22 protein-coding genes and 1 tRNA gene are annotated in these 25065 nt (G+C 41.6%); 12 read left to right on the forward strand and 11 right to left on the reverse strand.

All coding sequences use genetic code 11. The annotated features are described in order from the left end of the window. Nucleotides 1-62: 62 nt before the first annotated feature. From DABAL43B_RS14350 to DABAL43B_RS02805, 4 genes are all read left to right on the forward strand, one after another. Nucleotides 63-821 (forward strand): abortive infection family protein, encoded by a 759-nt coding sequence (locus tag DABAL43B_RS14350; protein ID WP_079690972.1) that lies wholly within the window; start codon nucleotides 63-65, stop codon nucleotides 819-821. Nucleotides 822-892: 71 nt separating this feature from the next. Further along, on the forward strand, nucleotides 893-1660 hold the full coding sequence (locus DABAL43B_RS02795; RefSeq protein WP_079690973.1) for a hypothetical protein: 768 nt from the start codon (nucleotides 893-895) through the stop codon (nucleotides 1658-1660). Between the two features lie 101 nt (nucleotides 1661-1761). Further along, nucleotides 1762-3018: an FRG domain-containing protein gene (locus DABAL43B_RS02800; RefSeq protein ID WP_079690974.1), complete on the forward strand. Its 1257-nt coding sequence runs from the start codon at nucleotides 1762-1764 to the stop codon at nucleotides 3016-3018. A 96-nt stretch (nucleotides 3019-3114) separates the two neighbouring features. Then, nucleotides 3115-6375 carry a type I restriction endonuclease subunit R gene (locus DABAL43B_RS02805; protein ID WP_079690975.1) on the forward strand — a complete coding sequence of 1087 codons (3261 nt, stop codon included), beginning with the start codon at nucleotides 3115-3117 and terminating at the stop codon, nucleotides 6373-6375. Between the two features lie 986 nt (nucleotides 6376-7361). On the opposite strand, the gene DABAL43B_RS02810 is transcribed toward DABAL43B_RS02805, so the two are convergent. Further along, the gene (locus tag DABAL43B_RS02810) at nucleotides 7362-9260 is read right to left on the reverse strand and encodes a YfjI family protein (RefSeq protein WP_171996313.1); all 1899 of its coding nucleotides are present in this window, start codon (nucleotides 9258-9260) and stop codon (nucleotides 7362-7364) included. A gap of 325 nt (nucleotides 9261-9585) precedes the next feature. Between DABAL43B_RS02810 and DABAL43B_RS02815 the strand changes: the two genes are divergently transcribed. Continuing rightward, nucleotides 9586-9897, forward strand: a complete 312-nt coding sequence (locus tag DABAL43B_RS02815) for a transposase (protein WP_079690625.1) — start codon at nucleotides 9586-9588, stop codon at nucleotides 9895-9897. After that, nucleotides 9894-10775 carry an IS3 family transposase gene (locus DABAL43B_RS02820; protein ID WP_171996307.1) on the forward strand — a complete coding sequence of 294 codons (882 nt, stop codon included), beginning with the start codon at nucleotides 9894-9896 and terminating at the stop codon, nucleotides 10773-10775. The genes DABAL43B_RS02815 and DABAL43B_RS02820 overlap by 4 nt, the downstream gene beginning before the upstream one ends. 7 nt (nucleotides 10776-10782) lie before the next feature. Here DABAL43B_RS02820 and DABAL43B_RS14460 read toward each other — a convergent pair whose 3' ends face one another. The 10 genes from DABAL43B_RS14460 to gatC form a co-directional block, all read right to left on the reverse strand. Next, nucleotides 10783-10911, reverse strand: coding sequence for a hypothetical protein (locus tag DABAL43B_RS14460; protein WP_264753832.1), 129 nt, complete (start codon nucleotides 10909-10911; stop codon nucleotides 10783-10785). A gap of 285 nt (nucleotides 10912-11196) precedes the next feature. Then, nucleotides 11197-11472: a hypothetical protein gene (locus DABAL43B_RS02830; protein WP_079690978.1), complete on the reverse strand. Its 276-nt coding sequence runs from the start codon at nucleotides 11470-11472 to the stop codon at nucleotides 11197-11199. Continuing rightward, nucleotides 11469-11759, reverse strand: a complete 291-nt coding sequence (locus tag DABAL43B_RS02835) for a helix-turn-helix domain-containing protein (RefSeq protein ID WP_079690979.1) — start codon at nucleotides 11757-11759, stop codon at nucleotides 11469-11471. Before DABAL43B_RS02835 ends, DABAL43B_RS02830 begins: the two co-directional genes overlap by 4 nt. Nucleotides 11760-11762: 3 nt before the next feature. Beyond that, nucleotides 11763-12065: a helix-turn-helix transcriptional regulator gene (locus tag DABAL43B_RS02840; RefSeq protein WP_227516724.1), complete on the reverse strand. Its 303-nt coding sequence runs from the start codon at nucleotides 12063-12065 to the stop codon at nucleotides 11763-11765. A 129-nt stretch (nucleotides 12066-12194) separates the two neighbouring features. Next, nucleotides 12195-13061, reverse strand: a complete 867-nt coding sequence (locus DABAL43B_RS02845; protein WP_079690980.1) for a hypothetical protein — start codon at nucleotides 13059-13061, stop codon at nucleotides 12195-12197. A gap of 117 nt (nucleotides 13062-13178) precedes the next feature. Then, entirely contained in the window at nucleotides 13179-14423 is a 1245-nt protein-coding gene (locus tag DABAL43B_RS02850) for a tyrosine-type recombinase/integrase (protein ID WP_079690981.1), read from the reverse strand. A 161-nt stretch (nucleotides 14424-14584) separates the two neighbouring features. Further along, nucleotides 14585-14661: transfer RNA gene (locus DABAL43B_RS02855), tRNA-Pro, on the reverse strand. Nucleotides 14662-14775: 114 nt separating this feature from the next. After that, on the reverse strand, nucleotides 14776-16305 hold the full coding sequence (gatB, locus tag DABAL43B_RS02860) for an Asp-tRNA(Asn)/Glu-tRNA(Gln) amidotransferase subunit GatB (protein ID WP_079690982.1): 1530 nt from the start codon (nucleotides 16303-16305) through the stop codon (nucleotides 14776-14778). Continuing rightward, a complete protein-coding gene (gene gatA / locus DABAL43B_RS02865) occupies nucleotides 16305-17801 on the reverse strand; it encodes an Asp-tRNA(Asn)/Glu-tRNA(Gln) amidotransferase subunit GatA (protein ID WP_079690983.1) in 1497 nt (498 codons plus the stop codon). The genes gatB and gatA overlap by 1 nt, the downstream gene beginning before the upstream one ends. A gap of 69 nt (nucleotides 17802-17870) precedes the next feature. Then, a complete protein-coding gene (gene gatC / locus DABAL43B_RS02870) occupies nucleotides 17871-18185 on the reverse strand; it encodes an Asp-tRNA(Asn)/Glu-tRNA(Gln) amidotransferase subunit GatC (RefSeq protein ID WP_079690984.1) in 315 nt (104 codons plus the stop codon). A 640-nt stretch (nucleotides 18186-18825) separates the two neighbouring features. Here gatC and DABAL43B_RS02875 point away from each other — a divergent pair. The 6 genes from DABAL43B_RS02875 to rpsJ all read left to right on the forward strand — a co-directional run bounded on the left by DABAL43B_RS02875 (nucleotide 18826) and on the right by rpsJ (nucleotide 25038). Next, on the forward strand, nucleotides 18826-19854 hold the full coding sequence (locus DABAL43B_RS02875) for a rod shape-determining protein (RefSeq protein WP_079690985.1): 1029 nt from the start codon (nucleotides 18826-18828) through the stop codon (nucleotides 19852-19854). Nucleotides 19855-20203: 349 nt separating this feature from the next. Next, nucleotides 20204-21064: a rod shape-determining protein MreC gene (mreC, locus tag DABAL43B_RS02880; RefSeq protein ID WP_079690986.1), complete on the forward strand. Its 861-nt coding sequence runs from the start codon at nucleotides 20204-20206 to the stop codon at nucleotides 21062-21064. A 142-nt stretch (nucleotides 21065-21206) separates the two neighbouring features. Further along, nucleotides 21207-21692, forward strand: coding sequence for a rod shape-determining protein MreD (gene mreD, locus DABAL43B_RS02885; RefSeq protein WP_079690987.1), 486 nt, complete (start codon nucleotides 21207-21209; stop codon nucleotides 21690-21692). A 136-nt stretch (nucleotides 21693-21828) separates the two neighbouring features. Then, on the forward strand, nucleotides 21829-22509 hold the full coding sequence (locus tag DABAL43B_RS02890) for a Maf family protein (protein ID WP_079690988.1): 681 nt from the start codon (nucleotides 21829-21831) through the stop codon (nucleotides 22507-22509). Nucleotides 22510-22676: 167 nt separating this feature from the next. Beyond that, entirely contained in the window at nucleotides 22677-24263 is a 1587-nt protein-coding gene (locus DABAL43B_RS02895) for an Rne/Rng family ribonuclease (protein WP_079690989.1), read from the forward strand. A gap of 463 nt (nucleotides 24264-24726) precedes the next feature. Further along, the gene (gene rpsJ / locus DABAL43B_RS02900; protein ID WP_010196670.1) at nucleotides 24727-25038 is read left to right on the forward strand and encodes a 30S ribosomal protein S10; all 312 of its coding nucleotides are present in this window, start codon (nucleotides 24727-24729) and stop codon (nucleotides 25036-25038) included. The last annotated feature ends 27 nt before the right edge of the window (nucleotides 25039-25065 follow it).

A 25065-nucleotide genomic window follows, 5' to 3' on the forward strand; every position in this document is an offset into this window, starting at 1 on the left:
TACATTACTAAGCTATAGTGGCGTGCAGTACGTTTATGGCATAAAAAATAGTAGGGAATAAAATGAGTAACATCTTGCGTGACTTACCAACGCTTTATGATAAAGCCCAAGGTCTTCAGAACGTTTTGATTTCTAGAGCTACTGGTGGTGATAGTAACGATACCGATTACGTTATATTAAGAAAAACGATTTTAGAATCAAAATTCAGTACTTTAGTACCTGACTTTGTTAGGCACGCAAGGGATTTAAATCAGTTTTGGCAGATGATAAAGTATAAATATGACTCATATGCAGAACGTAGAGTTTATATATATAGTGAGTTTCAAAGCTTAATAGAAGCTATAGAGTTTGATAAATCTGGAATGAGTCCCGCTTTTGAAAAGTCTATTGAAGTTATAAACTCTAGTTATATTGATAATATGTGGAAGAAAGCTATTGAACGCAAAGCTAATGACCCAGAGGGCGCAATCACTTTATCTAGAAGCTTAATTGAGTCTGTATGTAAACATATTTTAGACCTTGAACATGTTTCTTATGGAAAAAATGCTGATTTATCAGAGCTGTATAAAAGTACTTCTGAACTATTAAAAATGTCTGCTAGCCAATATGAAGCAAATTTAATTTTCAGACAAATTCTTGGTGGATGCTCAGGTATAGTGAATGGCTTAGGTTTGTTACGTAATAATGTTGGTGATGCTCACGGACAAGGTGTTATCAATGTTCAGCCGAAACCAAGACACGCTGAATTGTCAGTTAACTTAGCAGGCTCGATGTCACACTTTTTATTGTCTAGTTATGAAGAAAGCTATAAAGGTAAATGATAGTTTATAAGCTTTTTATTTTAATTAAGATGCGCTTAATAAACATAAAAACAAACAAAAGGACTTAATTTATGAAAGCAATGACTGTAGCAGCCATACTTACCTCACTGGCCGTGACCACCATCGCCCAAGCACAGACTTACAAGTGGGGAGATGATTATTGCAGTTATAAAGGTGATTTCGATAGTAAAAAATATAGTGCCGCACAAATTAAAAACTCACACTATGTAATGGATCAATTAAATACTTTAAATTTAGACGTTCGTCATGCACCTCAGAGTGCTGCTGAAATTAAGCAGCTATCTAATACAGATGTAGATGCTTTAGACAAAGAGTATGCTCAAGTCAAAAACAAAGTTAAAAAACTTCAGGTCGTGCCTCAAGCGCAAAAATATAGGCAAAATCTGCTTGATAGCATTGAGAGCGAGTACACAACGAACAAGTTAGTGCTTTTGGCTTATGTTAATCCAGCAGAAGCCATCAAACAAAGCCCAGCTATATGTAAAACCTATATCGAGCCGCTATTGCAAAGCGAAAGTAATGTACAGAACAGATGGCGTCAAGCTGTCGAGGAGAATATTAAGAAGCTCGCGAAGGATTACCCAAATGATCCAAACTTAATCAAATCTCAGCGAAAGCTGGCAATGGATCGTTATCAAGATGAGAAATCAACTAACGCTTCTTTCTATGCTAGAAAAAATCTGGTTTCATATCACTTCAACAACTGTCTTGTTGATACAGGCTATAGTCCTGATTCAGAAGATGTCTTTACTGACTCACAAAAACTGAATAAAGCGCTGTTTGGTAAGAGCTTTAAGCAAATGTGTGATGAGCCTTAAAAACTAATTGGTAAACTGGATGTTCGTGGCTGGCAAGCGCCTACCGTCGACATCAAAAACTAAGTACGATAGCCCATGCTTTTAATTAAAAGGAGGTTTTTTTGTATAATTTAATAGTCATTGGATATGAAGATGAATCATGGTTTGAAAATGGAGTTGTGGAAATTACCACTACTCGCTTCTTAGAGTATACAAAAACCTCTGTTATAGAAAGATTTAAGAATAATCCTAAAAATATATATCAATATCCATGCCTAATTATGAAAGAGGGTGATAATCCTGATATATATTTGTGCAAAATTTCTAACGTTGAGCGTAATGGAAAATATTATAAGGTAAGCTTCAATATTTTCGATGATAGTTATTTTAAGTACTCAGATATTGAATCTCTCATAGTAGAATTAGATATAAGGCAACTAGAGTTAACTAGAACACACTGGGCATTAAAAGATAGTTATTTAGTAGAAATATTATTATCTCCTGTTTCAAATCTATCTGAAAAGAACAAGAAAATAATTAAAGATTATTCAGATACATTTATACAGCGAATTGAAATTAAAGAATCAATAATATCCCCATTTGGATTTTTGGATATAAAGATAGATTATGATAACAGAAGTAAAAGTGTTGAAAGTGTAACTGATTTTATTCAAAAGATATTCAGTCATAAGAATGATAAAAATTTTACAAATTTTTATAGAGGGCATTCAAGTTCTAAATATAAACTTGAACCATCACTATTTAGAAAAAAAATTGATGGCAGCTTCCATTTTTTAGAGAATGAAAATACAATCTATAACGAGTTACTGACTCAAAATTATAGTGAATTTGGTACGGATAATAGTACTTTTGACAGACTTGTTCGTATGCAGCATTTCTCATTACCTACTAGATTGTTGGATATTTCAACTAACCCATTAATAGCATTGTATTTTGCTTGTAAAGGTGGAGAAGGGCTATCAGGCGATGTGGTTTTCATTCAAGTTCCGAGAGATAAAATTAAGTACTTTGATTCTGACACTGCAACTTGTATTGCTAATCTTTGTAAACTAACAAATAAAGATAAAGAAATACTTAGTGGTGGGGTTACTGAGCCCAATTATACAGTTGTTATGGAGAAGCTATATAACTATATAAAAGATGATAAGCCTTACTTTCAAGAAAGAATGAAAGAAAGCAGTATAAATGAAATACTTTGCATTAAAGGTAAAATAACAAATCTCAGAATAAATGCTCAATCTGGTGCCTTTTTAATGTTTGGTCTAGATGCAGAGCTAACAGATGGAAAAGACTTCGGCTTTAATATTATTCATTATTTAATAAAGGCTAAGGATAAAGAAAAATTATTAGAGAGTTAGATTTATTAAATATAAATGAAAGTACTTTGTTCCCATACTTAGAAAATTCAGCTAAATATATTTCTAATAAATTTAAAAATATTTAACGGACTTTATATGACTGATACTACTTACGAATCCGTTTTTCAAGCCGATATCGTAACTCAAATGCAAGCGCAAGGCTGGCAGTTAGGTAATCCTAGCGGCTATCAGGCAGAGACCGCACTATACGAGCAAGACGTGCTGGACTTTGTGCAGACCACCCAGCTGCAAGAGTGGGAGAAGTTCTGCCGCACCTTTCCTATCGACTCTGAACGCCACTTTATCACCGCCCTAGTTAAGCAGCTGAATAAGGCTGATGAGCACTCAACTGATAGAGCCTCACGTACTTATGGCACATTGGGCGTATTGCGTCATGGGTTAAAGATTCGTAATGCGCGCTTCTCACTGTGCCAGTTTAAACCTGAGCACAGTCTTAACCCTGAGATCATGGCACGCTATGAGGCTAATATCTGCCGTGTTGTCCCTGAAGTAATCTATAGCCCTCATGCCAGCTTGAAAGACAGCACTGACGGCAAGGTCGCTAAGCGTAACCGTATTGATGTCGTGCTATTTGTGAATGGCATACCTGTAACGACGATGGAGCTAAAGTCTGAGTTTAAGCAATCCGTACAAAATGCCATCACTCAGTACAAGAAGACCCGCCTGCCAAAAGACCCTGATACTAAAAAACCTGAGCCGCTGCTGACTTTTAAGCGCGGCGCACTGGTTCACTTTGCCGTCAGTCAATATGAAGTCTATATGACAACGAAGCTGGCAGGTGACAGTACTTATTTCTTACCGTTTAATAAAGGCACAGCCGATGGCGGCGCGGGTAATGATACGCCGAGCGATAGCAGCCGCTATGCCACCGACTACCTATGGAATGAAGTACTCACCCCAGACAATCTATTAGCCATTCTCGGCCACTTTATGCACTTGCAGATAGAGGAAGAAGAGGACGCGATTGGGCGTAAGTCCAAAAAGGAAACCATGATGTTTCCGCGCTACCATCAGTGGGATGTAGTGACTAAGCTAGTCAACGCGGCCATTACTGAAGGCGCAGGTCAAAAGTATTTAATCCAGCACAGCGCAGGTTCAGGCAAGTCTAACTCTATCGCATGGACTGCCCATCAGCTCTCTACGTTATACAATAGTGACGGCGATAAGCAGTTTCACTCCGTTATCGTTATCACTGACCGTACGGTACTTGATGATCAGCTACAAGATACCATCTATCAGTTTGAACATGCTGATGGCGTGGTCGGTAAGATTAATAGAAAAGAAGGTGACGGCTCAAAGTCTGAACAGCTTGCCGCCGCGCTGGTGAAATCGCAGCCGATTATCATTGTGACGATTCAAACCTTCCCATTTGTACTCAAAGCGATTGAAGATTCTAGCGTCCTAAAATCGCGCCGTTATGCCATTATCGCCGATGAAGCACACTCCTCACAGACAGGCTCTACGGCTCGCCAGCTTAAAGAAGTGCTAATCTCTGGTGATATAGAGAGTAATACAGATGATGATAAGCCGCTATCTAGCGAAGATATCTTAGATGCCACATTAGCCGCACGCCGTAGCAGTCCTAATCTAAGCTACTATGCCTTTACTGCCACGCCTAAGCCGAAAACCATTGAGCTGTTTGGACGTTTGCCTAATCCTGACTTGCCAGCCGCTAGCGATAACCTGCCATCCGCTTATCACGTCTATTCAATGCGCCAAGCCATTGAAGAGGGTTTTATCTTAGATGTGCTTAAAAACTACACCAATTATAAAGTGGTCTATCAGCTCAAGCAGAAGCTGGCCGCCGAAGATGATGAGGTCGATGCCCGCCGCGCCAAGATTAAGCTCAATAACTGGGTGCGACTCCATGAGCACAATATCGCGCAGAAAGTAAAAATCATCATCGAGCATTTTAATGACAACATTAAAGGCTTACTAGGTGGACAGGCCAAGGCGATGGTGGTGACCGGCTCACGTAAAGAAGCGGTACGCTATAAGCTGGCGTTTGATAATTATATCGCTGAGTACGGCTATAGAAACATCAATGCCATGGTGGCGTTCTCAGGTGAAGTTACCTTCAATGATAATGACCCTGATAGCGGCGCACTGCTTGGTGAGAAGTTCACTGAGCACAATATGAATATTGGCCTCAAAGGCCGTGATCTACGCAAAGCCTTCGACAGTGATGACTATCAAGTGATGCTGGTGGCTAATAAGTTCCAGACAGGCTTTGATCAGCCGAAACTCTGCGCTATGTACGTGGATAAGAAACTGACGGGTGTGGACTGCGTGCAGACCCTCTCACGGCTTAACCGTACTTATAAGGGTAAGGCAGAGAGTGGCACGTTTGTGCTCGATTTCTTTAATGATCCTGAAGATATTTTAGAGGCCTTCCAGCCCTATTATGAGACCGCAACCTTAGCGGACGTGTCCGACCCTGATCAGGTGTATGACCTCTATGAGAAGCTGCGTGCCAGCGGTATCTTCTTATGGAATGAAGTAGAACAATTTGTTGAGGCGTTCTATAGCAAGAACAAGTCTAACGTGGCCATTAGTAATATCTGCAAGCCTGCGGTTGAGCGTTGGCAGAAGCGTTATAAGCTGGCGCGCGAGCAAGCACAGCATGCTAAGGTAATGCTAGAGCGCACCAAAGCGACGGGCGATGTGGTGCTGATGACCAATACTGAGAATGACTACAAAGGTTTTAAGGCCGATCAAGATGCACTAGAGATCTTTAAAAAGGATTTGGGTACTTTCACACGCCAGTATGAGTTTATGTCGCAAATTGTGGACTATGATGATAAAGAGCTGGAGAAGCTTAGCCTCTATGCGCGCAATCTACAGCCGCTACTGCGTGAAAGTGTGGATAATGAAGATGAGGTTGATCTAAGTAATATAGTGATGAGCCATTACCGTGTCTCAATCCTGCATCAACAAGACTTGAAACTAGAAGAAGGCAAGTCTGAGTATCAACTTGATGGCGGTAGTGGAGCGGGTACGGCGACCCCTAAAGATAAACAAGAAGCGTTTTTATCGCAAATTATTGAGCGCTTAAACGAGGTGTTTGCTGGCGAGGACTTTACCGAGAATGATATGGTTAATTTTCAAAATACCATTTGGGATAAGGTCACAGAAAACGAGATTGTGGTAAAGCAGTTTAGTAATAATAGTACCGATCAAATCATGTTAGGCGGTTATCCTGACGCCGCTATGGATGCGCTATTTGAAAGCCAAGAAGCCTATGAGGGTATGACCATGCACTTATTGTCTAATCCTAGTCAGTTTAAGAAGTTCATTAGATTGATGCTTGATACGAAGCTGGGTGATCACGTATAGGTGAATTTATAGAGAAAAACAGAGGTTTAGGCGGGAATATTTATCTGGATGAATAAACGCCTTTTCTCTGATTCCTCGTGATTCCAAATTCCTTCTCTGATTTCGCTGTATCTATTACGTGCTAAGCGATTGACGTGATTCAAATATTCTGAAAAAGGCAATTATTGATTCCAAATTCGCTTGATTCCATGGTTTTGCTTCCAACTTTGAGATGGAGATATTCAAAATAATGAATAGTAATCTGATTATCTCCATCCTCAAATTGAGGATGGTAAGTTCTTCACTACTTGGTATGTGTAAACTATAACTATGTATTTGTCGCACGGTTGCGCAGGAATAACTATCTACGTAGCTGTCTCTATATAAGCTCTCTGTGCTTTTTCACTATTAAGTGTATGTAAAAGATACTAACTAGCATAACTACACAAGACTTCTTCAGCTGATTCCGCTGTACCTGTTACAAGTTAAGCGATTGGCGTGATTCCATTGTTTTGAAAAAGGCGATTCTTGATTCTAAATTCGCTTACTTCCATTTTTTTCGTGTTCAATCGATCAAATAATGGCGGTTAGTATTGCTAATCCAAAGTTGGATTAGGGTTCAATTCCCAATATATTCGTCTAAGTTCGTATGGTGATAAACATATTGGCATCAAGAGAAAATGCAGACGATACACGCCTGCCTCTTACTATTTTTCTGTACTTTAACGATTGGGACAGACGAGGCAGAAAAGCCAAAATGTAAAGTCATGTCCGTTTCGGTAGGTTCATACGAAAGTATGTTAGAGATATATGTTATTGCAAAAGCTTCCTATCCTCATAGAAAGTTTTCATAAATTATATAGCAGTCGCGCTTACCCAGCCTTTTGAATTAACAATTATAGCTTTAATATGCGACTGACAAAACTGACGAAACTACAAGATCAGCATTAAGAAAAGCGCTATTTTTTCAATAACGCCCAGATACTGCACTGACAAAACCGACAATACTATATAAGTTCAGCCACTCTTGGGTTAATGAAGTAAAGCTCCGTTGGTCGACCACCTTTACCAGTACTCGGTACTACTCGCCAGCTTAGCCAGTCATGTTCGACTAGCACCTCAAGTGCATTAAGTACATCATCTGCATCAGTTAAACCTTTCCAACTTTTGCGGATTAACTGCCTAGCAGTAAAGCCATGTTCAATCCAATCGGTTTTGTCAGTTTTGTCAGCTCCTCTCTTGACCATCCTCATGATTTTATCGGCTAAATAAGAAGCTTTGATATTGGCGCTATCGGTGACTATGCCGTAAATTCTCATCATGTGAGTCTCTAGCATACTATGCCATGCAAGCGCGGCATTAAGTGCTGTCATGCCCACGCTACCGAGATTGGCTTGATGCTCGATACAGTCCACTAGATGAAAGATTAAAGCCAATGAAGCTATCGTCTTTGGGTATTTTGTCATGTGCTCAGATATGACGCTGTGCTCGCACTCCTCAGCTTTGGCTTTTACATCATCATACCAGTTCATAAATACATGAAAGGCTTCATCAGTAAAGTGGTAATAAGGTCGTTTGTGATGTTCATCAGGTTCATTAGCGCCATAGTTGATAAGATCCCAGTCATTCATATTATTGATGGTTTCGAATAAATCATAAACGATTTGGCGTATCTCTTTGTTAGGTGCTATGTCTTTTTCTTTCACGCCTTTGATATGATCAGGATAAACAGCAAGTTGAAAGCGCTGTATAAATCCATCGTTATCTAAGCCCTTAATAGTTCTCTCTAAGTATTTTTCTAGCTTATTTGGCTGTATGCCACCAATGACAGATAAACAATGATGTTCAATGAAAATCGAGCCTCTCATAACTCTATCCATAACATGACCTCCTGTACCATTGTAAGCCATAAGATAAAACTCTTTTGCCTCGCCGTTACTTTCTCCATTTAATGATGCTAATAGCCCTATTAGTTCATCACGTTCTACCAGTAAGCCATTATTGGTTTGACTGAGCAACTCGCCTAACTTTTGATAAGTACTATCATTAGCTATGTAGCGCTTCATTACGGGCATATGCTCATCAGCTTGGTTCGCTTCTGTAATGCTTTGCGCTTTGGCTTTTAAGTCATCGTCTGTAATTTTGTTCTCAGCATCATTAGCTTGCTGAGCTTGGTCTTTCGCTAACTTCTGCAATTCACTTTTAACAGCTTTAGTTTTATACTCATTAATCTCTTTTTGAGCAGCAAAATCTTTTTGCGCCTGCTCGTACTCTGCTTTTGCTTTATAAGTTAGATTACGCAAAGGCTTCATGCCAGCGTCAAGCGCTGGACTTTTTTTAGTTGAAGGATTACCAATAATAGCGCCCCATAAGTTTGGTACAACTTCCCAGTCATCTTTAAGCTTTGGAAATATACTTACTTTCGTACCTAAGGCGCTAGCTAGTGAAGTGACTAATGGTATAGCCACGTACTCAGTAGATGTGCTGAGACGTTCAGCATTATTATCCACATATCGTTGTAAACTATCAGGTAGCATGCCTTTAGTAAGCGTCTTAACTGCTGGCAGTGTTTGAATAATAGGTTTGGGCTTTGGTTTGCCTAGTGCCTGTAAGTTTATAATCTCAGCATCAGCGATCAGATTATCGTAGACAGCGCCAAACTCAAGCGCTTCATAAATAAGCGTATGATCACAAATGATAGCTTCAACGTTCATTCCTTTAAGCGGTGTGATTACCTTGGCTTTCTTATCTGAGGTGGTCATAACGGTCACTTGCTGCACTTCTGCAAAATGCTTTACCGTCTGGTTAAATAAGCTCGGTACAAGGCAAGTCAGTACCGTCACATCAATACCCAGCTTTCGATAAGCGTTGTAACATCGCACTGCTTCAGTTAAGTTATCTATCATTATCCACTTACTATCTTTACTCATTGAGCCAATGACAAAAGCGCTTGGTATGTCAGTATCAGATATAAAGATACGTCCGTTATCCTCAAGCGGTATGCTGGCAAGTGTGACAGTCTCAGCTTGATTGTTAACTGTTAACAGTCCTATAGTGTCATTGGTATTGAGCTGCTTTTCACCTGCCAGTGCACCTGTAAATATGCTAATATCTCTATCTAGATAGATAGCTGAGTTTGATAATCCATTGTTTAGTAAACTCTCTATGTAGTGGCATAATAAATTAGGACAGCACGTAAGAGGTTTATACTAACCCAAAGAGGAAAATAGTATGACCAACAAACGCAATCAATATACCCGAGAATTTAAATTAGAAGCCATCAGCTTAGTTGTTGATCACAACCGCACCATACCTGATGTGGCCGATTCCTTAGGGATAGGTAAATCCACCTTGCAGAAATGGCTGAGTCAATACCGTCAAGAAATGAGTGGCCAAGCACCTAAAGTCGGCAACGCTTTAACGGATGAACAGCGAGAACTTCAAGAATTGCGCAAACAAGTTAAGCGGCTGACTATGGAGCGTGACATTCTAAAAAAGGCTTCTGCTCTGCTGGCATTGGACAGTCTGAACGGCTATCGTTGATAAGAAATCTGGCAGAGCAAGATAAACAGGTGAGTAAAAGCCTTTTGTTCAAGCTGTTTGGCGTGATGAAAAGCAATTACTACTATGGCATGCAGCCCAAGCCCATCAGTCTTGAAACCGTCAAGCACAAGGCATTAATTCGTCAAATATTTAACGACTCAAAGCAATCAGCAGGCGCTCGCAGCATTGCCGCCATACTAATGAATGAACACGGCATCAAGCTGACCCGCTATATAGCAGGTAAATTCATGGCGCAGATGGGGCTTAAAAGCTGTCAGTTAAAGATGCATAAATACAAGCACGCTGACGAGGCGCATAAAACGCATCACAATATCTTAAATAGAAATTTCAGTCAAACAGCACCCAATCAAGTCTGGACGGGCGATGTCACATATATTCGTATCAAAGGCGGCTGGTGCTATTTAGCTGTTGTTTTAGATTTATATGCCCGTCGTATTGTTGGCTTTGCCGTGTCAGATTCGCCTGACAGTATGCTGACAACCAAAGCGCTGCAGATGGCATATCAGACGCGCTTACAGCCAATTGGAGTGCTGTTTCACTCTGATCAGGGAACCCATTACACCAGTAAGAAGTTTGCTGAATCCGTGGCGAGTTGTGAAGGTATGACACAGAGTATGAGTCGTCGTGGTAATTGTTGGGACAACGCGCCTACTGAACGCTTCTTTAGAAGTTTTAAGACTGAATGGATGCCAAAGGGCGGTTATGAGAATATTACTGAAGCTAAGATCGCCATCAGTAATTATATCTGGGGCTATTATCAAACCGTGAGACCGCATACTTTCAACGATTATTTAACACCGCTAGAAAAAGAGAAACGATACTTTAATAAAAACCTCTTATCAGGTGTCCTAAATTAGTTGACCACTACACTAATGTGTTATGACCTGCTACATCTGCCAATGTAGCGAGTCTAAAATCTGCGATATATTGTGACAAGCCTGTGCTAATAGCATGGGCTTTTTCATGGGTGTTAGTCTGTGGCATAGTAGTCATCTATTACTCCTTTTCTCGCAACTCGTTCTACTGATATATAGGCTGATGCCTTTCAAAGTAGAGACTAAGATCGGCATTCCTATAGCGTTGCTTTGGTAAGAGCATTTACACTCCACTAATTTTTTAGTTATAAAGATTTCAGGTTCGCTCTGCTTGCACGCCACTAATGATATAAGCAAGCCGATGACACTCACCCATAGCATAAAAATGATAAAACTAACCCACACGCCACGCTTGCCAGCTCGCGCACCGTTCTTGAGCTGTGAGTTGTCTTTGATAGGATTATTACTCATAGTGTTTTGCCTCCACTGTTGGCAAGGTTATAAGCCCATCTATCATTTCACTAACTATCCTTGCCAGCTCACTATTTGCCAGTAGGGCAGACCTTATAGCTACAATAATGCCCTTACTTGTATCATCTTTGATCTTGATAGCACTAAGTGCCATTGATAGGCTTTCGGCGTCGTTTGATATGTCTTGTACGCGGTCGTTAATGATAGACAGATAAAGGCTATCAATTGCTACTAGGCGAGCTTCTAAGATGTCGTTTAATTGGCTCATGGAGTCACCCCAGTATTAGAAAATTTGCTTTCTAGTTCTAGTAAGGTCTGCTCATCAAGCCAATAGACCGCAAACCACTTATTGTTGTGCTTCATCATTTCGCTTTGGATTAGCAGTCCTGCACCTCGCAAGTCGTAAACGCGTTGCGCTAGGCTTGTGATTTGGTAAAGGCAGATAGACTCCCATATACTGATAGTCGCGCCTGTCATTAGGTGCGCTCTGACTATTTCTATTTGGGTTTTGGGTGCTTGCTCATTAATAACAGGTGCGGTTGCTGTGGTTGTCATGGCTTACACCTTCTCGCTAGTGGTTGAGGTGTGACTTTCCAGCCACTCGATAACATCAGCATTGCGCCATGCCGTCATAGTAGGGGATAGTTTGACTGGTGCTGGGAAGCGTCCATCGCGTGACCATGCCCATAAGGTACTGCTACCAAATGGTAAGAATGGTATTAGCTGGCTGGCACGACTCATACCAATAGATGGCAGGTGCGGAATAGGGATGGTGTGCATTGTTGTTTTGGCACTGCTAGAGGTGTCATCAGGGAAAGAGATATCAAGGTTATGGTTATCTACATTGGTGTGTTCTGTCATATCAATAAATCCATACTATGTACCACTACGGTATGTAATGGCTTGTTTTGTATGGGTCATCTTATGTTTTCAGACTAACTGATAGTTCTAATTAGAAAGGTATGAGTTCTAACTAGAGGTTAGTTAGAGTTAAATACTATTTTTGTGGGCAAGATCTAACCAATAGCCAATGACATCTTTACTTACTGTGTGACCTTGTCTTTCAATAGCCGCTTTTATTTTCCCGTTACTATCATTAGAATATGGCTTTGTTATATCCATTTTTAGGAGTTCGCTAGTAAGTGCTGCTATTATCTTACTAACATTGTTTGCAGTTCTAGGATGCATTTCCCTATCATTACTCTTTACAGCTCCCTCATCTAGACTTTTAATATTAGCTACTAGGTTGCTAATATTGTTTTTTTGCTCAGCTATTGTGGTATTAGCTATTTCTAACCTATCTAGTAGATTAATTACTTCATTGCTCTCAGTGTCATTTTCCAGTTTTTTTAATTTATCAGACAGTACTTCATTTTTCTTATGATACTCAATTAACATGCGAGCGTTACCATACATTGCTTTATGACAAAGCTTGAAAGTAGAAGTGTCTAAGCCTAGCTTAACCATGCATTCTAAGCTTAATAAGTCTTCAGTTTTCCAAAAGTATCTATTTTCATAATCATCTGTTCCATTCTCTAGTAATACATCTTCTAAAAAGTTTTCTGTAGGGTAAGGAATATCATCTTTATCTCTATGACTGTCATAATTTAGAGGCGCTAGGTTATATCCTATATACTTTTTATCTAAAATAACGTTTTCATAGGGATAATAAAAGTTTAGCTTTAAGAATTCGTCTTCGTTTATCAGATATTCAGATATTACTCTTAACTCATCGTCAGTATATAATTCCAATAATTCTATAAAGTCAGAAAAGGGAATTAGGTTATGGTTTTCGATAGGAGTCTTATAATTATCATCGTGGTGTTCTTTTCTCATGACGTCGTAAATAATACCCATACTTCATGTTCCTATACTCTTAAATCAAATTAGGTGCAAGGCACTGACAGTCTAAAGGTGTATAAATGGCTTGCTTTAGGATAATTAATCGTAGCCTCGCATAATCGGTTTAAAAAATTATAAAAAGTCTTCTTGTTTTAATTTTGGTGTGAAGCTGGTATAAACAGTTTTAGCGTCTTTTCCTTCATATATATCATTAATAAAACTTGCCCATTTTTTCATCATATCTGTTCTATAGGGTAGGTGCTGCGCTCCGTTATAAGCTTTACTGATCTTATTTTCTTTCTCATGTGCCAGCTGTAGCTCTATCGCCTCGTGCATAAATTCTCGTTCATGTAATGTAGTGCTGGCAAGTCCACGGAAGCCGTGCCCTGTCATTAGTCCTTTATAGCCCATACGCTTCAATGCATTGCTAAAAGCATTTTCACTATAAGGTTGATGCCTCTCAATATTGAAAAAGACGTACTGGTTCGAAAGACCTAGTTGTTTAATCTGTTCTAAAATAGCTATTACTTGAGGTGCAAGGGGTACTAGGTGTGGTCTGTCCATTTTCATCTTGTCAGCTGGTATGCGCCATACTTTGGCTTTGTAGTCTATCTCCACCCATTCCATCATTCGTAGCTCTTGTGTCCGCACAAACGTATAACACATTACCCAAAAGCCTAGCTTTACTAATAAATGACCGCCGTACGCATCAATATCTTTTAATAGCTTAGGTAGTTGTTGACTGGTTACGCGTGGGTGATGTTTCACCTTATGTGGTTTTAACGCTTCGGTTAAGTCATTAGCTGGGTTATGAGTTATCAAACCCTCACGTATGGCTTGTTTAAATATCTGCCCTGCTTGGCGTATCGCTCTACGTGCCATATCAGTAGCGCCTCTTGCCTCTACTGCTTTACCAATAGCCAGAATATCAGGAGAGGTTATGTCATCTATGTGCATGTGACCAATCACGGGCTTAATATCGCGCTGGTACTGTGAGTAATCACGGCTATAAGTCTTAAGGGCAATGTGGGATTTGCGATCGTCATGCCAGCGTTGTGCTATGGCGTCAAATGTTTTGGTACCGTCAGTATCGGCTTGTAAGCGTTTCTTATCGTGCTTAGGATTGATACCTTGCGCGATTAACTCTTTTATCTGTTGGTTACGCTGGCGAGCTTCAGCAAGGCTCATTATTGGATATTTACCAATGGTCAGACTTTGGCGTTTATCAGCGTATTTATAGTCACTTACCCATACCTTACTACCAGTGCTACGAACCCATAGGCGTAAGTTATTACCGTCACTATATTTGTCAGGTCGGCTAGGGGTGCAAGTATCTGATGGTTTAAGGCGTTTGATTTGACTATCGGTTAAAGGCATGACGGTATATTTCCATAACGGTATAATTTATACCGCAAAATATACCGCATTTTTACATGGATTACCATGCACTAAGATGGACTGTCATGTAGGCATTGTTGCTTGAAATCGCCCAAAATAAAGGGCAGACGGTCAATGACGGTCTGCCCTAATATTATGTTTGGTCGGAACGGCAGGATTTGAACCTGCGACCCCTACACCCCCAGTGTAGTGCGCTACCAGACTGCGCTACGCCCCGAATGACTGACTATTTTACGCAAAATTATGTATATTGCAAGGGCTATTTATTTTAGCCAAAATCTACAGTCGTATTTTACCTATAACAGTCAGCTGAACCAATGAGCAGTTAACCTTAACCCAATAGCTCTTTTAGGATCTGGTTTACTTGCTGCGGGTTAGCACTACCACGGCTGGCTTTCATCACTTGTCCAACCAGACCGTTAAAAGCTTTTTCTTTACCGCCACGATACTCTTCGACCATCACTGCATTTTTAGCGATGACCTCTTCAACGATGGCTTTGATGGCACCGGTATCGGTCTCTTGTTTAAGCCCTTTTTCTTCGATGATTTTATCAGCTGCGTCATCAGCATCGCCGCCTTCGCGCTCATACAAAGCACCAAATACTTTCTTAGCCAATTTACCAGATAGCGTATCGTCTTTGATACGTTTCAGCATGCCAGCCAATTGCTTGGCGCTGATAGGGGAGTCAGTAATTTCTTTATCATCTTTATTCAGCGCACCCAGTAGGTCGCCCATGACCCAGTTTGCCGCCATTTTGGCATCTTGCTGATCAATTTCAGCGACCACATCTTCGAAATAATCAGCGAGCTGACGACTACCAGTCAAGATACGGGCGTCGTATTCTGATAGGCCAAGCGCTTCTTCAAAACGCGCACGACGAGCAACAGGTAGCTCAGGCATTGCCGCACGAATGCTATCAACCGTATGCTGCTCGATACGCACAGGTAGCAAATCAGGATCAGGAAAATAGCGATAATCGTTGGCGTCTTCTTTAGTACGCATAACACGAGTTTCGTCGCGCTCTGGATCATAAAGCATTGTTGCCTGCAAGATCTTACCGCCATCTTCTAAGATATCGATTTGACGTTCGATTTCACGATTGATGGCGCGCTCGATAAAGCGGAATGAGTTTAGATTTTTCAACTCAGTACGAGTGCCAAGCTCGGCGCCAGGCTTACGGATAGAGACGTTACAATCACAGCGGAATGAGCCTTCTGCCATGATAGCGTCTGAGATGCCAAGCCAAGTGACCAGCTGGTGAATGGCTTTAATATAGGCAAGCGCCTCATGAGCTGAGCGCATATCAGGCTCAGAGACGATTTCAATTAAAGGTGTACCAGCACGGTTGAGATCCACACCCGTCATACCATCGACAGCATCATGCACTGATTTCCCGGCATCTTCTTCTAAATGCGCGCGAGTGATACCCATGCGTTTAGGGTATTCATTCTTTTCACCTTCGTTAACCACAACATCTATATAACCTTCGCCTACGATAGGGTTGGCCATTTGGGTAATTTGATAGCCTTTAGGTAAGTCAGGATAAAAATAGTTTTTGCGGTCAAAAGTATTGAATAAACCCAGCTCAGCATTGACACCAATACCGAATTTTAAGGCACGCTCAACGACGCCGCTATTAAGAACTGGCAAGACACCCGGTAAACCTAAGTCTACGATACTAGCTTGGGTATTTGGCTCATGACCGAAGTCAGTCGGTGCGCTCGAGAATATCTTGCTTTCGGTATTAAGCTGGCAGTGAATCTCGATACCGATGACCACTTCATAGCCATCAACAAAAAGCTCTTTACGAACAGCATGTTTGCGAACAGCATTATTATCAGTAGTAGTTGCTGTGTTCATTATACCGTCTCCTTCGCGATGGTAGAGTGTTGCAAATGGTGATCCGTATGCTGTTGGAATAAATGCGCGGTACTAAGCAGTTGGCTCTCACACCAATGCTGTCCAATCAGTTGTAGGCCAATAGGCAAGCCCGCTGATGTTAAGCCAACTGGCTGACTAAGCGCAGGTAGACCAGCTAAGTTGACACCAATGGTATAAACGTCACCCAAATACATCGTAGCAGGATCAAGGTCTTCACCAAGTTTGTAAGCAGCTGTTGGTACGGTAGGACTGGCAATCACATCGCAGTTAGCAAAAGCATCTTCGAAGTCTTTGACGATTAAACGACGTACTTTTTGTGCTTTTGTATAATACGCGTCAAAATAACCAGCAGATAGCGCATAAGTACCGGCCAAAATACGGCGTTGTACCTCAGGACCAAAACCTTCAGAACGTGAACGCGTGTATAAGTCTATCAAGTCTGTTGGGTTTTCACAGCGATACCCAAAGCGTACGCCATCGAAGCGTGATAGGTTTGATGATGCTTCAGCCGGTGCGAGCATATAGTAAGTGGCAAGGGTAATCTCTGGATCAGTGATTGTCACTTCTACAATCGTCGCGCCAAGATCTTCGTATTTCTTTAATGCCGCACGTACTGCTTGCTCTACCTCAGTATCAAGACCTTTACTAAAGTATTCTTTAGCGACACCAATACGTAAACCAGCTAGCGGTTTAGACTGATCAGCTGCTACTGCGTCATTGAGGTCTTGTACATAGTCAGGCATATCATAATTGATAGAAGTCGCATCGCGTGGGTCATGACCAATCATCGGTTGCAGTAGATACGCGCAGTCCATGGCACTACGCCCCATGCTACCTGCTTGATCAAGACTAGAGGCGTAGGCAATCATACCGAAGCGAGATACGCGACCATAAGTCGGTTTGATACCAGTTAAGCCACAAAATGAGGCAGGCTGACGAATAGAGCCACCAGTATCACTACCGGTAGCAACAGGTACAAAGCCTGCCGCCACTGCTGCTGCACTACCACCTGATGAGCCACCAGGTACGTGGTCTAGATTCCAAGGGTTATGCACTGCACCATAGTACGAGCTTTCATTATCCGAGCCCATCGCAAACTCATCCATATTGAGCTTGCCAAGACTGATCATGCCTGCTTTATCGATGTTAGAAACGATAGTGGCATCATAAGGGGAGACAAAATTGTGCAACATCTTAGAGCCACAAGTGGTCAATACGCCTTGGGTACAAAAAATATCTTTATGCGCCATGGGTACGCCGAGTAATGGGCGCTTATCGCCTTGCAGACGCATTTCGTCCGCCGCTTGTGCCTGCGCGCGCGCCGTCTCAGAAGTATGAGTGATGAAGCTATTGATCTTACTGTCTAGCGCGTTAATACGCTTGATATAGTGGTCAGTCAGCTCAAGGCTGCTAAATTGTTTGTCTTGCAAGCCAGTAATAAGCTGCTGCGTACTTAATAGATGAAGTTCAGACATAAGGTGTCGTCCGTCAAAATGTGAATAGCATAAAATTAGGGGAGGTCAAAATAAAATAGCGACAGCGACTTATTCAATCACTTGCGGTACTAAATACAAGCCATCTTCGATAGCAGGCGCGACCGACTGATTGCGCTCGCGATTGATATCATGTTTAGCGATATCAGCACGTAACTCTTGGCAGGCTTCATGGATATTTGATAAAGGTTTGATATCGGTGGTATCGACACTGCCCAGCGTATTCATCAGCTTTAATATTTTAGTGATATCAGCAGCGTAGCTATCGGCCGTATTTTTATCAACGCCCAAACGAGCAAGGTTGGCAACTTCTAGGATTTCTTCACGGCTGACGTGGTTGTCAGACGTTAACGGTTGCTGTGACATAGTGTCTCCAGTGACGGACAGTTTTTGTTAGAGTAAGGTAGGGCTAAAAAGATCAGCACTTAAATAAGTGCCTTAGCTCAAAATGTAGATATATAGTGCAGTTATTATAAAGCATCTGACCTAAGTTTACAGAGCCAAGTTTACAGAGCATGACGCTGGATTGCTGCACAATCTTTACTAAGATAAGACGTTTTGCAAATTTGACTGAGTAGTTAGGGCTTGATGAGTAATTGCTTACCATTCGCTTATGAAATACGTTACAGTGGGCAGCTCGCTGAGCAAACTATTAGGTAAGCTACTCATTAAAATCAGCACATAGCGTTCGCGTCTTGTTAGTTGTTGAATTAAAGGCTGTTTCATTAAACAGATGGTTTTGTCTGCCAGTTCAAACTTTGTAACAACTTTTAGCGCTTAAGCACAAAATCCTAGCGTACTGATGCAAATTTCTGTGTTTTTTTTGAACCAAGTCGGTATAATTTAGCTCAGTTTTTTCATTTCATCATTATTGCTTCGGTTTGACTTGTTGCGATGATAAATTCTCGCGATGAGTGATACGACCTGCTCAACACTGACGAGTACCTATTCAGTCAGCCTCATTCGCCTCATTCGCCTCATTTGTAATACGCTGGAAATATTAGTCATGAACCTGTTTGGATTTTTATCAAATAATATCGCAATCGACCTCGGTACTGCGAACACCCTTATTTTTATTCCTGGTAAAGGCGTGGTGCTCGATGAGCCTACGGTGGTTGCGCTACGAAGTAATCGCACACAAAACCCTACTGTCGCTGCTGTTGGTGTTGATGCCAAGCAGATGCTGGGGCGTACGCCTGCCAATATTACCGCTATTCGTCCCTTAAAAGACGGCGTGATTGCTGACTTTGAAGTGACGCAAAAAATGCTCAAGCATTTTATCACTAAGGTAAAAGCCAAACGTTTTATGGCTCAGCCTAACGTAGTGGTTTGCGTGCCTTGCAAATCTACGCTTGTTGAGCGTAAAGCGATTCGTGAAGCGGTTTCTTCAGCGGGCGCGAGCAAAGTATTGTTGTTAGAAGAACCAATGGCAGCAGCGATTGGTGCTGGTATGCCGGTTCATGAAGCCAGTGGTTCTATGGTGGTTGATATCGGTGGTGGTACGACTGAGATTGCGGTCATTGCCTTGTCAGGCTGCGTCTATGCCGAGTCGATTCGTATCGGTGGTGATATGTTTGATGATGCCATTATTACCCATGTACGCCGTACACATGGCTGCGTGATTGGTGAAACCACGGCTGAGCGCATCAAACAAGAAGTAGGTTCTGCTCTAAACGAAGATAGCCAGCTAGAAGTAGAAGTACGCGGACGTAGCATGGCAGAAGGCGTGCCAAAAGCTTTTACTGTCAACTCAGAAGAAGTCCAAAAAGCCTTGAGCGACCCATTAAGTGGTATCGTCAGCGCGGTAAAAGCGGCACTTGAGCAAACACCGCCAGAGCTGTCATCAGACATCGCTGAGCGCGGTATTGTATTGACTGGTGGCGGCGCATTGCTCCGTGATTTGGACAAACTTATTTCAAGAGAAACGGGTCTGCCAGTTACCGTTGCTGAAGATCCATTAACGTGCGTTAGTCGTGGCGGCGGTATTGCCCTTGATTTTATCAATAACAAAAGCTTAAACATGATTTTTGTATAAATCATGGCTTATAAAGCATTGTCATATTAGCAATGTTCAGATAAGGCCTAAGATAAAGTTGAATGAGAAGTAATAGATGAATAAGATTAAAGGTAGCCAATAAGGTTACCTTTAATGTTATCAACAACGGCTACAATGCATGATCAGCGATACCATCATTAATTTATCAGTTATTAATACTATTAGTGATAAAGGTTGTTAATGATAAAAGCTACTAGTTATAAAGACTATTAATGCGATGATAAGTTCAAACATTTAATATTCTTAGATTTTATAACATGGTCACATTTATATAATGCTATTCAGTGCTGGCTACTGCTCACATTAGAACCTCTATATTAGACGACCTATGATTCCAAGTATTTTTGCTCGCCAACCACTCGCGCTGCGTATGACTGCTATTTTATTGATAGTGGCATTGATACTGATGTGGTTTGATAGCAAAAATCCAGAATGGTTTAACCCTATTCGCTCAACGAGCCACGCCGCAATGCAGCCTATTTATGAGCTGTCATTATTACCCAGTTATGCGAAACACTGGTCTAGCGGTAGCTTGCAATCAAAAGAAGTGCTACGCCGCGAAAATATGCAGCTGAAATCGCAACTTATCCACGCCCAAGCCAAGCTACAGCAGCAGGATTATATCTTGGCGCAAAACGCTCGCTTGCAAGGTATTCTATCGACCACGCGCCCTGAGCAGTTTGATTTAAATCTAGCACAGGTGATTGGTACCGATACCAATCTTTTGCGTCAAATTGTGGTGTTGAATAAAGGGGCGCAAGATGGCGTGCACGTCGGGCAAACGGTTATCGATGAAGACGGCATCTTAGGGCAGATTATCAATGTCTATCCCAATACCAGCCGTTTATTGCTGATTACCGATGAGCAGCAGTCAGTTGCCGTTACCGTCAAGCGGACTGGTCAACGCGCTATTGTCACCGGTCAGGGCATACCTACTTCATTGAGCCTCGATTATGTCTTTAAAACCTCAGACGTGCGCGTCGGTGATGAGCTGGTATCATCAGGATTGGGCGGGCGTATACCAGCAGGTTATAGGGTTGGTCGTATCGCCCATATTGAAGATACGCAAGCGGATAACTTTAGAAGCATTGAAGTCAAACCAGCGGCGAACTTTATCGACAATGCTTATGTACTGATACTGCAAGATAAGCTGACTAGTAAAAACAATGCCGGCATCACTGAGCCTTGATAGTCATTGTTCAAAATAATAGTTGTCTAATATTTAGCCGCTATCCAATCTAAGCGTACTGTTTTGCCTCTCGTTTTTTATTCCCTGCAATGCTGAATTCATTATTAAGTAGCTGCTAAATATTCGCTAAAGGTAAGTATTCATGGCATATCCTGATTCTGAACATGCAAATGGGCTACTGCTTGCCATCATTGTACTGAGCTTCATTATTGCCTCATCACTCAGCGTTTATCCGTTAAGTCCTAGTATGGCAACATTGCGTCCCATGATAATGATCATGGTGCTGATTTTTTGGTTGCTATTTCAACCGCGGTATGTGGGCATTTTTAGTGCATTTACTATTGGACTTATCGCCGACCTATTGATGGATACGCACCTAGGACAACAAGCATTTTCTGCTGTGGTCGTGGCATTGGTGATAAAAGTCACTAGCATCTATATGAGACAACTAAATACTGTCAGTGCTTGGTTAGTCGCGAGTTTAGGACTGACTGTCTTTCAAGTGAGTTTGTGGATACTACAGATGTTTATCCAAAATGTCTTTGTCGCCCAATCCGCTTTATCGTTATTAATGAGCATTATCAGTTGGCCGTTGGTACTACTGGCTTTACGTAAATTTGCACGTTAATTAAGGCAGTTATTGAAGCAACTATTAAAGCCGTTATTTTCATTAATACCTTTTACTAACTGCAATGCGAGAAAACTTTTCAAGCGCATGTCTCAAAACCGTACACATCATAGTTCTAAATTATAAGAGAGTAGCGATGGATATCATCTTAGCGTCTGGCTCGCCGCGTCGTCGTGAGTTATTATCAAGGGCGAAACTAGACTTCACTATCTTGAGCGTTGATATCGATGAAACACCGCATGATAATGAGTCACCCAAAGATTATATTGCCCGCATGGTCGCCGCCAAGGCAGAGGCGGCGATAGAACAATTAAATATAAATCTTAAAAATAACCAAACTGATTTACCTGAGTCGTTTATTGTTTTAACCTCTGATACTATCGGTGTATTAGCAGATGGTAAAACTGTACTGGTTAAGCCTATCAATCGCGAGCATGCTTATAGCATGTGGCAGCAAATGTCTGACAATACCCACGAAGTATGGACGGCGGTGCAAGCCACTCAAATATCTTTACTTCCTCAGCTTTCTGAAAAATCAGAGCTTGCTAACACACCAAACTATAAGCAAGCTTTCCAAGTCGTTAATCAACAACAAATCATTGAACGCACAGAAGTAACCTTTATAGCATTAACTAAAGAGATGATGCGTAACTATTGGGACAGTGGTGAACCTGCTGATAAAGCCGGTGGCTATGGCATTCAAGGATTGGGTGCTACGTGGGTTAGTCGTATCAACGGTAGCTATACCAATGTTGTAGGACTACCGCTCGCACAAACGCTGGCGTTGATTAAAGATATGACAGACACTAGTATTTAGTAAAGCAGGTAAAGTATTCAGAGATGAGAGTAGAGACTACTGAATCGTCTGCACATAATGACACGGTAGGGTTATGGGCAAAAGCAAGTTGCATTTGTTACACTGTACTGTAAGGCTACCACGCCATGAACGTTTCATAAGAAAGCTGAGTGATAAGAGAAAACACTATGTCCGAAGAGCTGCTGATTAATATTAGTCCCATGGAATCTCGTGTTGCCGTGTTAGATAATGGCATCTTGGGTGAGATTTATATTGAGCGCCATAATAAACTGGGTTTGGTCGGTAATATCTACTTGGGCACGGTGGTCCGTGTGCTTCCTGGGATGCAAGCAGCCTTTGTCGATATCGGGCAATCACGGACGGCATTCTTACATGTTAATGATATGCAGCGCGAGCCCCGCCCTGTCGCTGAAAACAAAATGGCTGAAAAAATTAATAATGACAGTACTATTATAGATGCTACTGTTAATGATTTAGCAGCAACACCGCCAGTTATTAGTGCGCAAAATACTGAAGTCGTACCGGCATCCAAAACCCTTATCCAACATCGTCTGCATGAAAGCCAACGTATTTTAGTACAGGTCACCAAAGACCAGCTTGGCAGTAAAGGTGCACGCTTAACCACCAATGTATCGCTACCATCACGCTATTTGGTGTATCTGCCATCAAGTGATCATATCGGTATCTCGCAACGTATTGATGGCGAAGAAGAGCGTACGCGCCTCAAGACTGAGCTGAATAGTCTCATGCAAACTGTCAATCTTAAAGGTGGGCTGATTGCCCGCACGGCTGCTGAACGTGTGCCTGTCGATAAGCTTGAGGAAGATATTTATTATTTATTACAATTATGGCGGACTATCTGCGCCCGTCGTCAAGAAATGAAACATAATCAAAGCTCCGAGCTCATTTATCAAGAATTATCACTGCCGCTGCGCTCTATTCGCGATTTAGTACATGCTGGTACCGAAAAAGTCGTCATTGATAACGCGCAGATTTATGAGCAAGTCAGATATTTTGCCAAAGACTTTGTGCCTTTTGTGTATGATCGGATTGTGCATTATACCGCTGAGCAATCATTGTTTGACGTGCACCGCGTCGAAGACGACTTACGTGATGCGCTCAAACGGCGCGTCGATTTAAAGTCTGGTGGCTACCTGATTATTGATCAGACTGAAGCCATGACCACTATTGATGTCAATACTGGCTCATTCGTTGGCGGTCGCTCATTAGAAGATACTGTTTATAAGACCAATCTTGAAGCCACACACGCCATTGCTCGGCAACTGCGTTTGCGTAATCTTGGTGGTATTATTATCCTAGATTTTATTGACATGCTTGAGCAGCAGCACAAGGATGATATCCTTGAGAGCTTGCAGTCACAGCTGATACAAGATTATGCCAAAACTAAAATCACTCAAGTCAGTGAGCTTGGCTTGGTAGAGATGACCCGTAAACGTACCCGAGAGTCGCTTGGACAGCAGTTATGTGAGCCGTGCTCGACTTGTCAAGGGCGCGGCTTTGTCAAAACAGCTGAAACCGTCTGCTTTGAGATATTTCGTGAAATCATGCGCTGTGCTCGTACTTATAATTCCCCAAAGAAGTTTACTGTGGTTGCTCATGCAGCGGTCATTGATTTATTGTTGACCTCGGAGTCGGATACAGTGGCAGATTTAGAGTATCTATTGGGTAGGGTGATTACTTTTGATGTCGAGAATCTTTATACGCAAGAGCAATATGATATTGTTTTAGATTAAGAGTCTTAAATCAAGAGCTGTGAGCTAACGTCTTTGGATGTATTGCTTTAAGCTAAACGTTACAGCTATTACTTCACTATAAAAATAGCTGATTTAGCCTAAAAACAAAGGTTTATATGAATTCTTATCAGATATAATTATAAATAACGCTCTTGCAATCGTTTGATTGTTATGTATAATACATACCACTGAATTATATATGCGCAGCCAATCAAACAGCTGGCGCTATGACAGCTAGAGCATCGTTTCTAGCACTATTTCATTATGCCTTTGCTGACATCCAATAATAGGAGGGTCGGCGGGGCTTTAAACTATTTTGCTTTTGGCACGCTATAAGTTCGGATAAAGAACTCATTCTGGTTAAGAACAGAAGGCCGCTTTAAGTGAATATTTAACCAAACGGCTTTTAGTCATATCTTTGCAAAGCAAGAATGACTAGAGCACATATTAGGAGCTTGCTGGCATGGCTAACCAGAGAATCCGTATCCGTCTTAAGTCTTTTGATCATCGTTTAATTGATCAATCTGCACAAGAGATTGTTGATACTGCAAAGCGCACCGGTGCGCAAGTTTGTGGTCCTGTACCGTTGCCGACTCGCATTGAGCGCTTCAACGTTCTAACCTCACCACACGTAAACAAAGACGCTCGTGATCAGTACGAAATCCGTACTCATAAGCGTATGGTTGACATCGTTCAGCCTACTGACAAAACTGTGGATGCGCTAATGAAGTTAGACTTGGCGGCGGGTGTTGACGTTCAAATTGCTTTGGGTTAATGAACATCACACCCAACCCATTAATAT

Origin of the sequence: Psychrobacter sp. DAB_AL43B (genome assembly GCF_900168255.1) — a bacterium.
In the GTDB taxonomy this organism is placed as follows: domain Bacteria; phylum Pseudomonadota; class Gammaproteobacteria; order Pseudomonadales; family Moraxellaceae; genus Psychrobacter.

Excerpts from the sequence above, each read along its gene's own strand:
- DABAL43B_RS02805 (WP_079690975.1), top strand. The coding sequence starts at position 3,115 with ATGACTGATACTACTTACGAATCCGTTTTTCAAGCCGATATCGTAACT.
- DABAL43B_RS02875 (WP_079690985.1), top strand. The coding sequence starts at position 18,826 with ATGAACCTGTTTGGATTTTTATCAAATAATATCGCAATCGACCTCGGT.
- rpsJ (WP_010196670.1), top strand. The coding sequence starts at position 24,727 with ATGGCTAACCAGAGAATCCGTATCCGTCTTAAGTCTTTTGATCATCGT.
- DABAL43B_RS02895 (WP_079690989.1), top strand. The coding sequence starts at position 22,677 with ATGTCCGAAGAGCTGCTGATTAATATTAGTCCCATGGAATCTCGTGTT.
- DABAL43B_RS14350 (WP_079690972.1), top strand. The coding sequence starts at position 63 with ATGAGTAACATCTTGCGTGACTTACCAACGCTTTATGATAAAGCCCAA.
- gatB (WP_079690982.1), bottom strand. The coding sequence starts at position 16,305 with ATGAACACAGCAACTACTACTGATAATAATGCTGTTCGCAAACATGCT.
- DABAL43B_RS02840 (WP_227516724.1), bottom strand. The coding sequence starts at position 12,065 with ATGACAGAACACACCAATGTAGATAACCATAACCTTGATATCTCTTTC.
- DABAL43B_RS14460 (WP_264753832.1), bottom strand. The coding sequence starts at position 10,911 with ATGACTACTATGCCACAGACTAACACCCATGAAAAAGCCCATGCTATT.
- DABAL43B_RS02810 (WP_171996313.1), bottom strand. The coding sequence starts at position 9,260 with ATGATAGATAACTTAACTGAAGCAGTGCGATGTTACAACGCTTATCGA.
- DABAL43B_RS02850 (WP_079690981.1), bottom strand. The coding sequence starts at position 14,423 with ATGCCTTTAACCGATAGTCAAATCAAACGCCTTAAACCATCAGATACT.
- DABAL43B_RS02795 (WP_079690973.1), top strand. The coding sequence starts at position 893 with ATGAAAGCAATGACTGTAGCAGCCATACTTACCTCACTGGCCGTGACC.
- DABAL43B_RS02830 (WP_079690978.1), bottom strand. The coding sequence starts at position 11,472 with ATGAGCCAATTAAACGACATCTTAGAAGCTCGCCTAGTAGCAATTGAT.
- DABAL43B_RS02815 (WP_079690625.1), top strand. The coding sequence starts at position 9,586 with ATGACCAACAAACGCAATCAATATACCCGAGAATTTAAATTAGAAGCC.
- mreC (WP_079690986.1), top strand. The coding sequence starts at position 20,204 with ATGATTCCAAGTATTTTTGCTCGCCAACCACTCGCGCTGCGTATGACT.
- DABAL43B_RS02890 (WP_079690988.1), top strand. The coding sequence starts at position 21,829 with ATGGATATCATCTTAGCGTCTGGCTCGCCGCGTCGTCGTGAGTTATTA.
- mreD (WP_079690987.1), top strand. The coding sequence starts at position 21,207 with ATGGCATATCCTGATTCTGAACATGCAAATGGGCTACTGCTTGCCATC.
- gatA (WP_079690983.1), bottom strand. The coding sequence starts at position 17,801 with ATGTCTGAACTTCATCTATTAAGTACGCAGCAGCTTATTACTGGCTTG.
- DABAL43B_RS02835 (WP_079690979.1), bottom strand. The coding sequence starts at position 11,759 with ATGACAACCACAGCAACCGCACCTGTTATTAATGAGCAAGCACCCAAA.
- DABAL43B_RS02845 (WP_079690980.1), bottom strand. The coding sequence starts at position 13,061 with ATGGGTATTATTTACGACGTCATGAGAAAAGAACACCACGATGATAAT.
- gatC (WP_079690984.1), bottom strand. The coding sequence starts at position 18,185 with ATGTCACAGCAACCGTTAACGTCTGACAACCACGTCAGCCGTGAAGAA.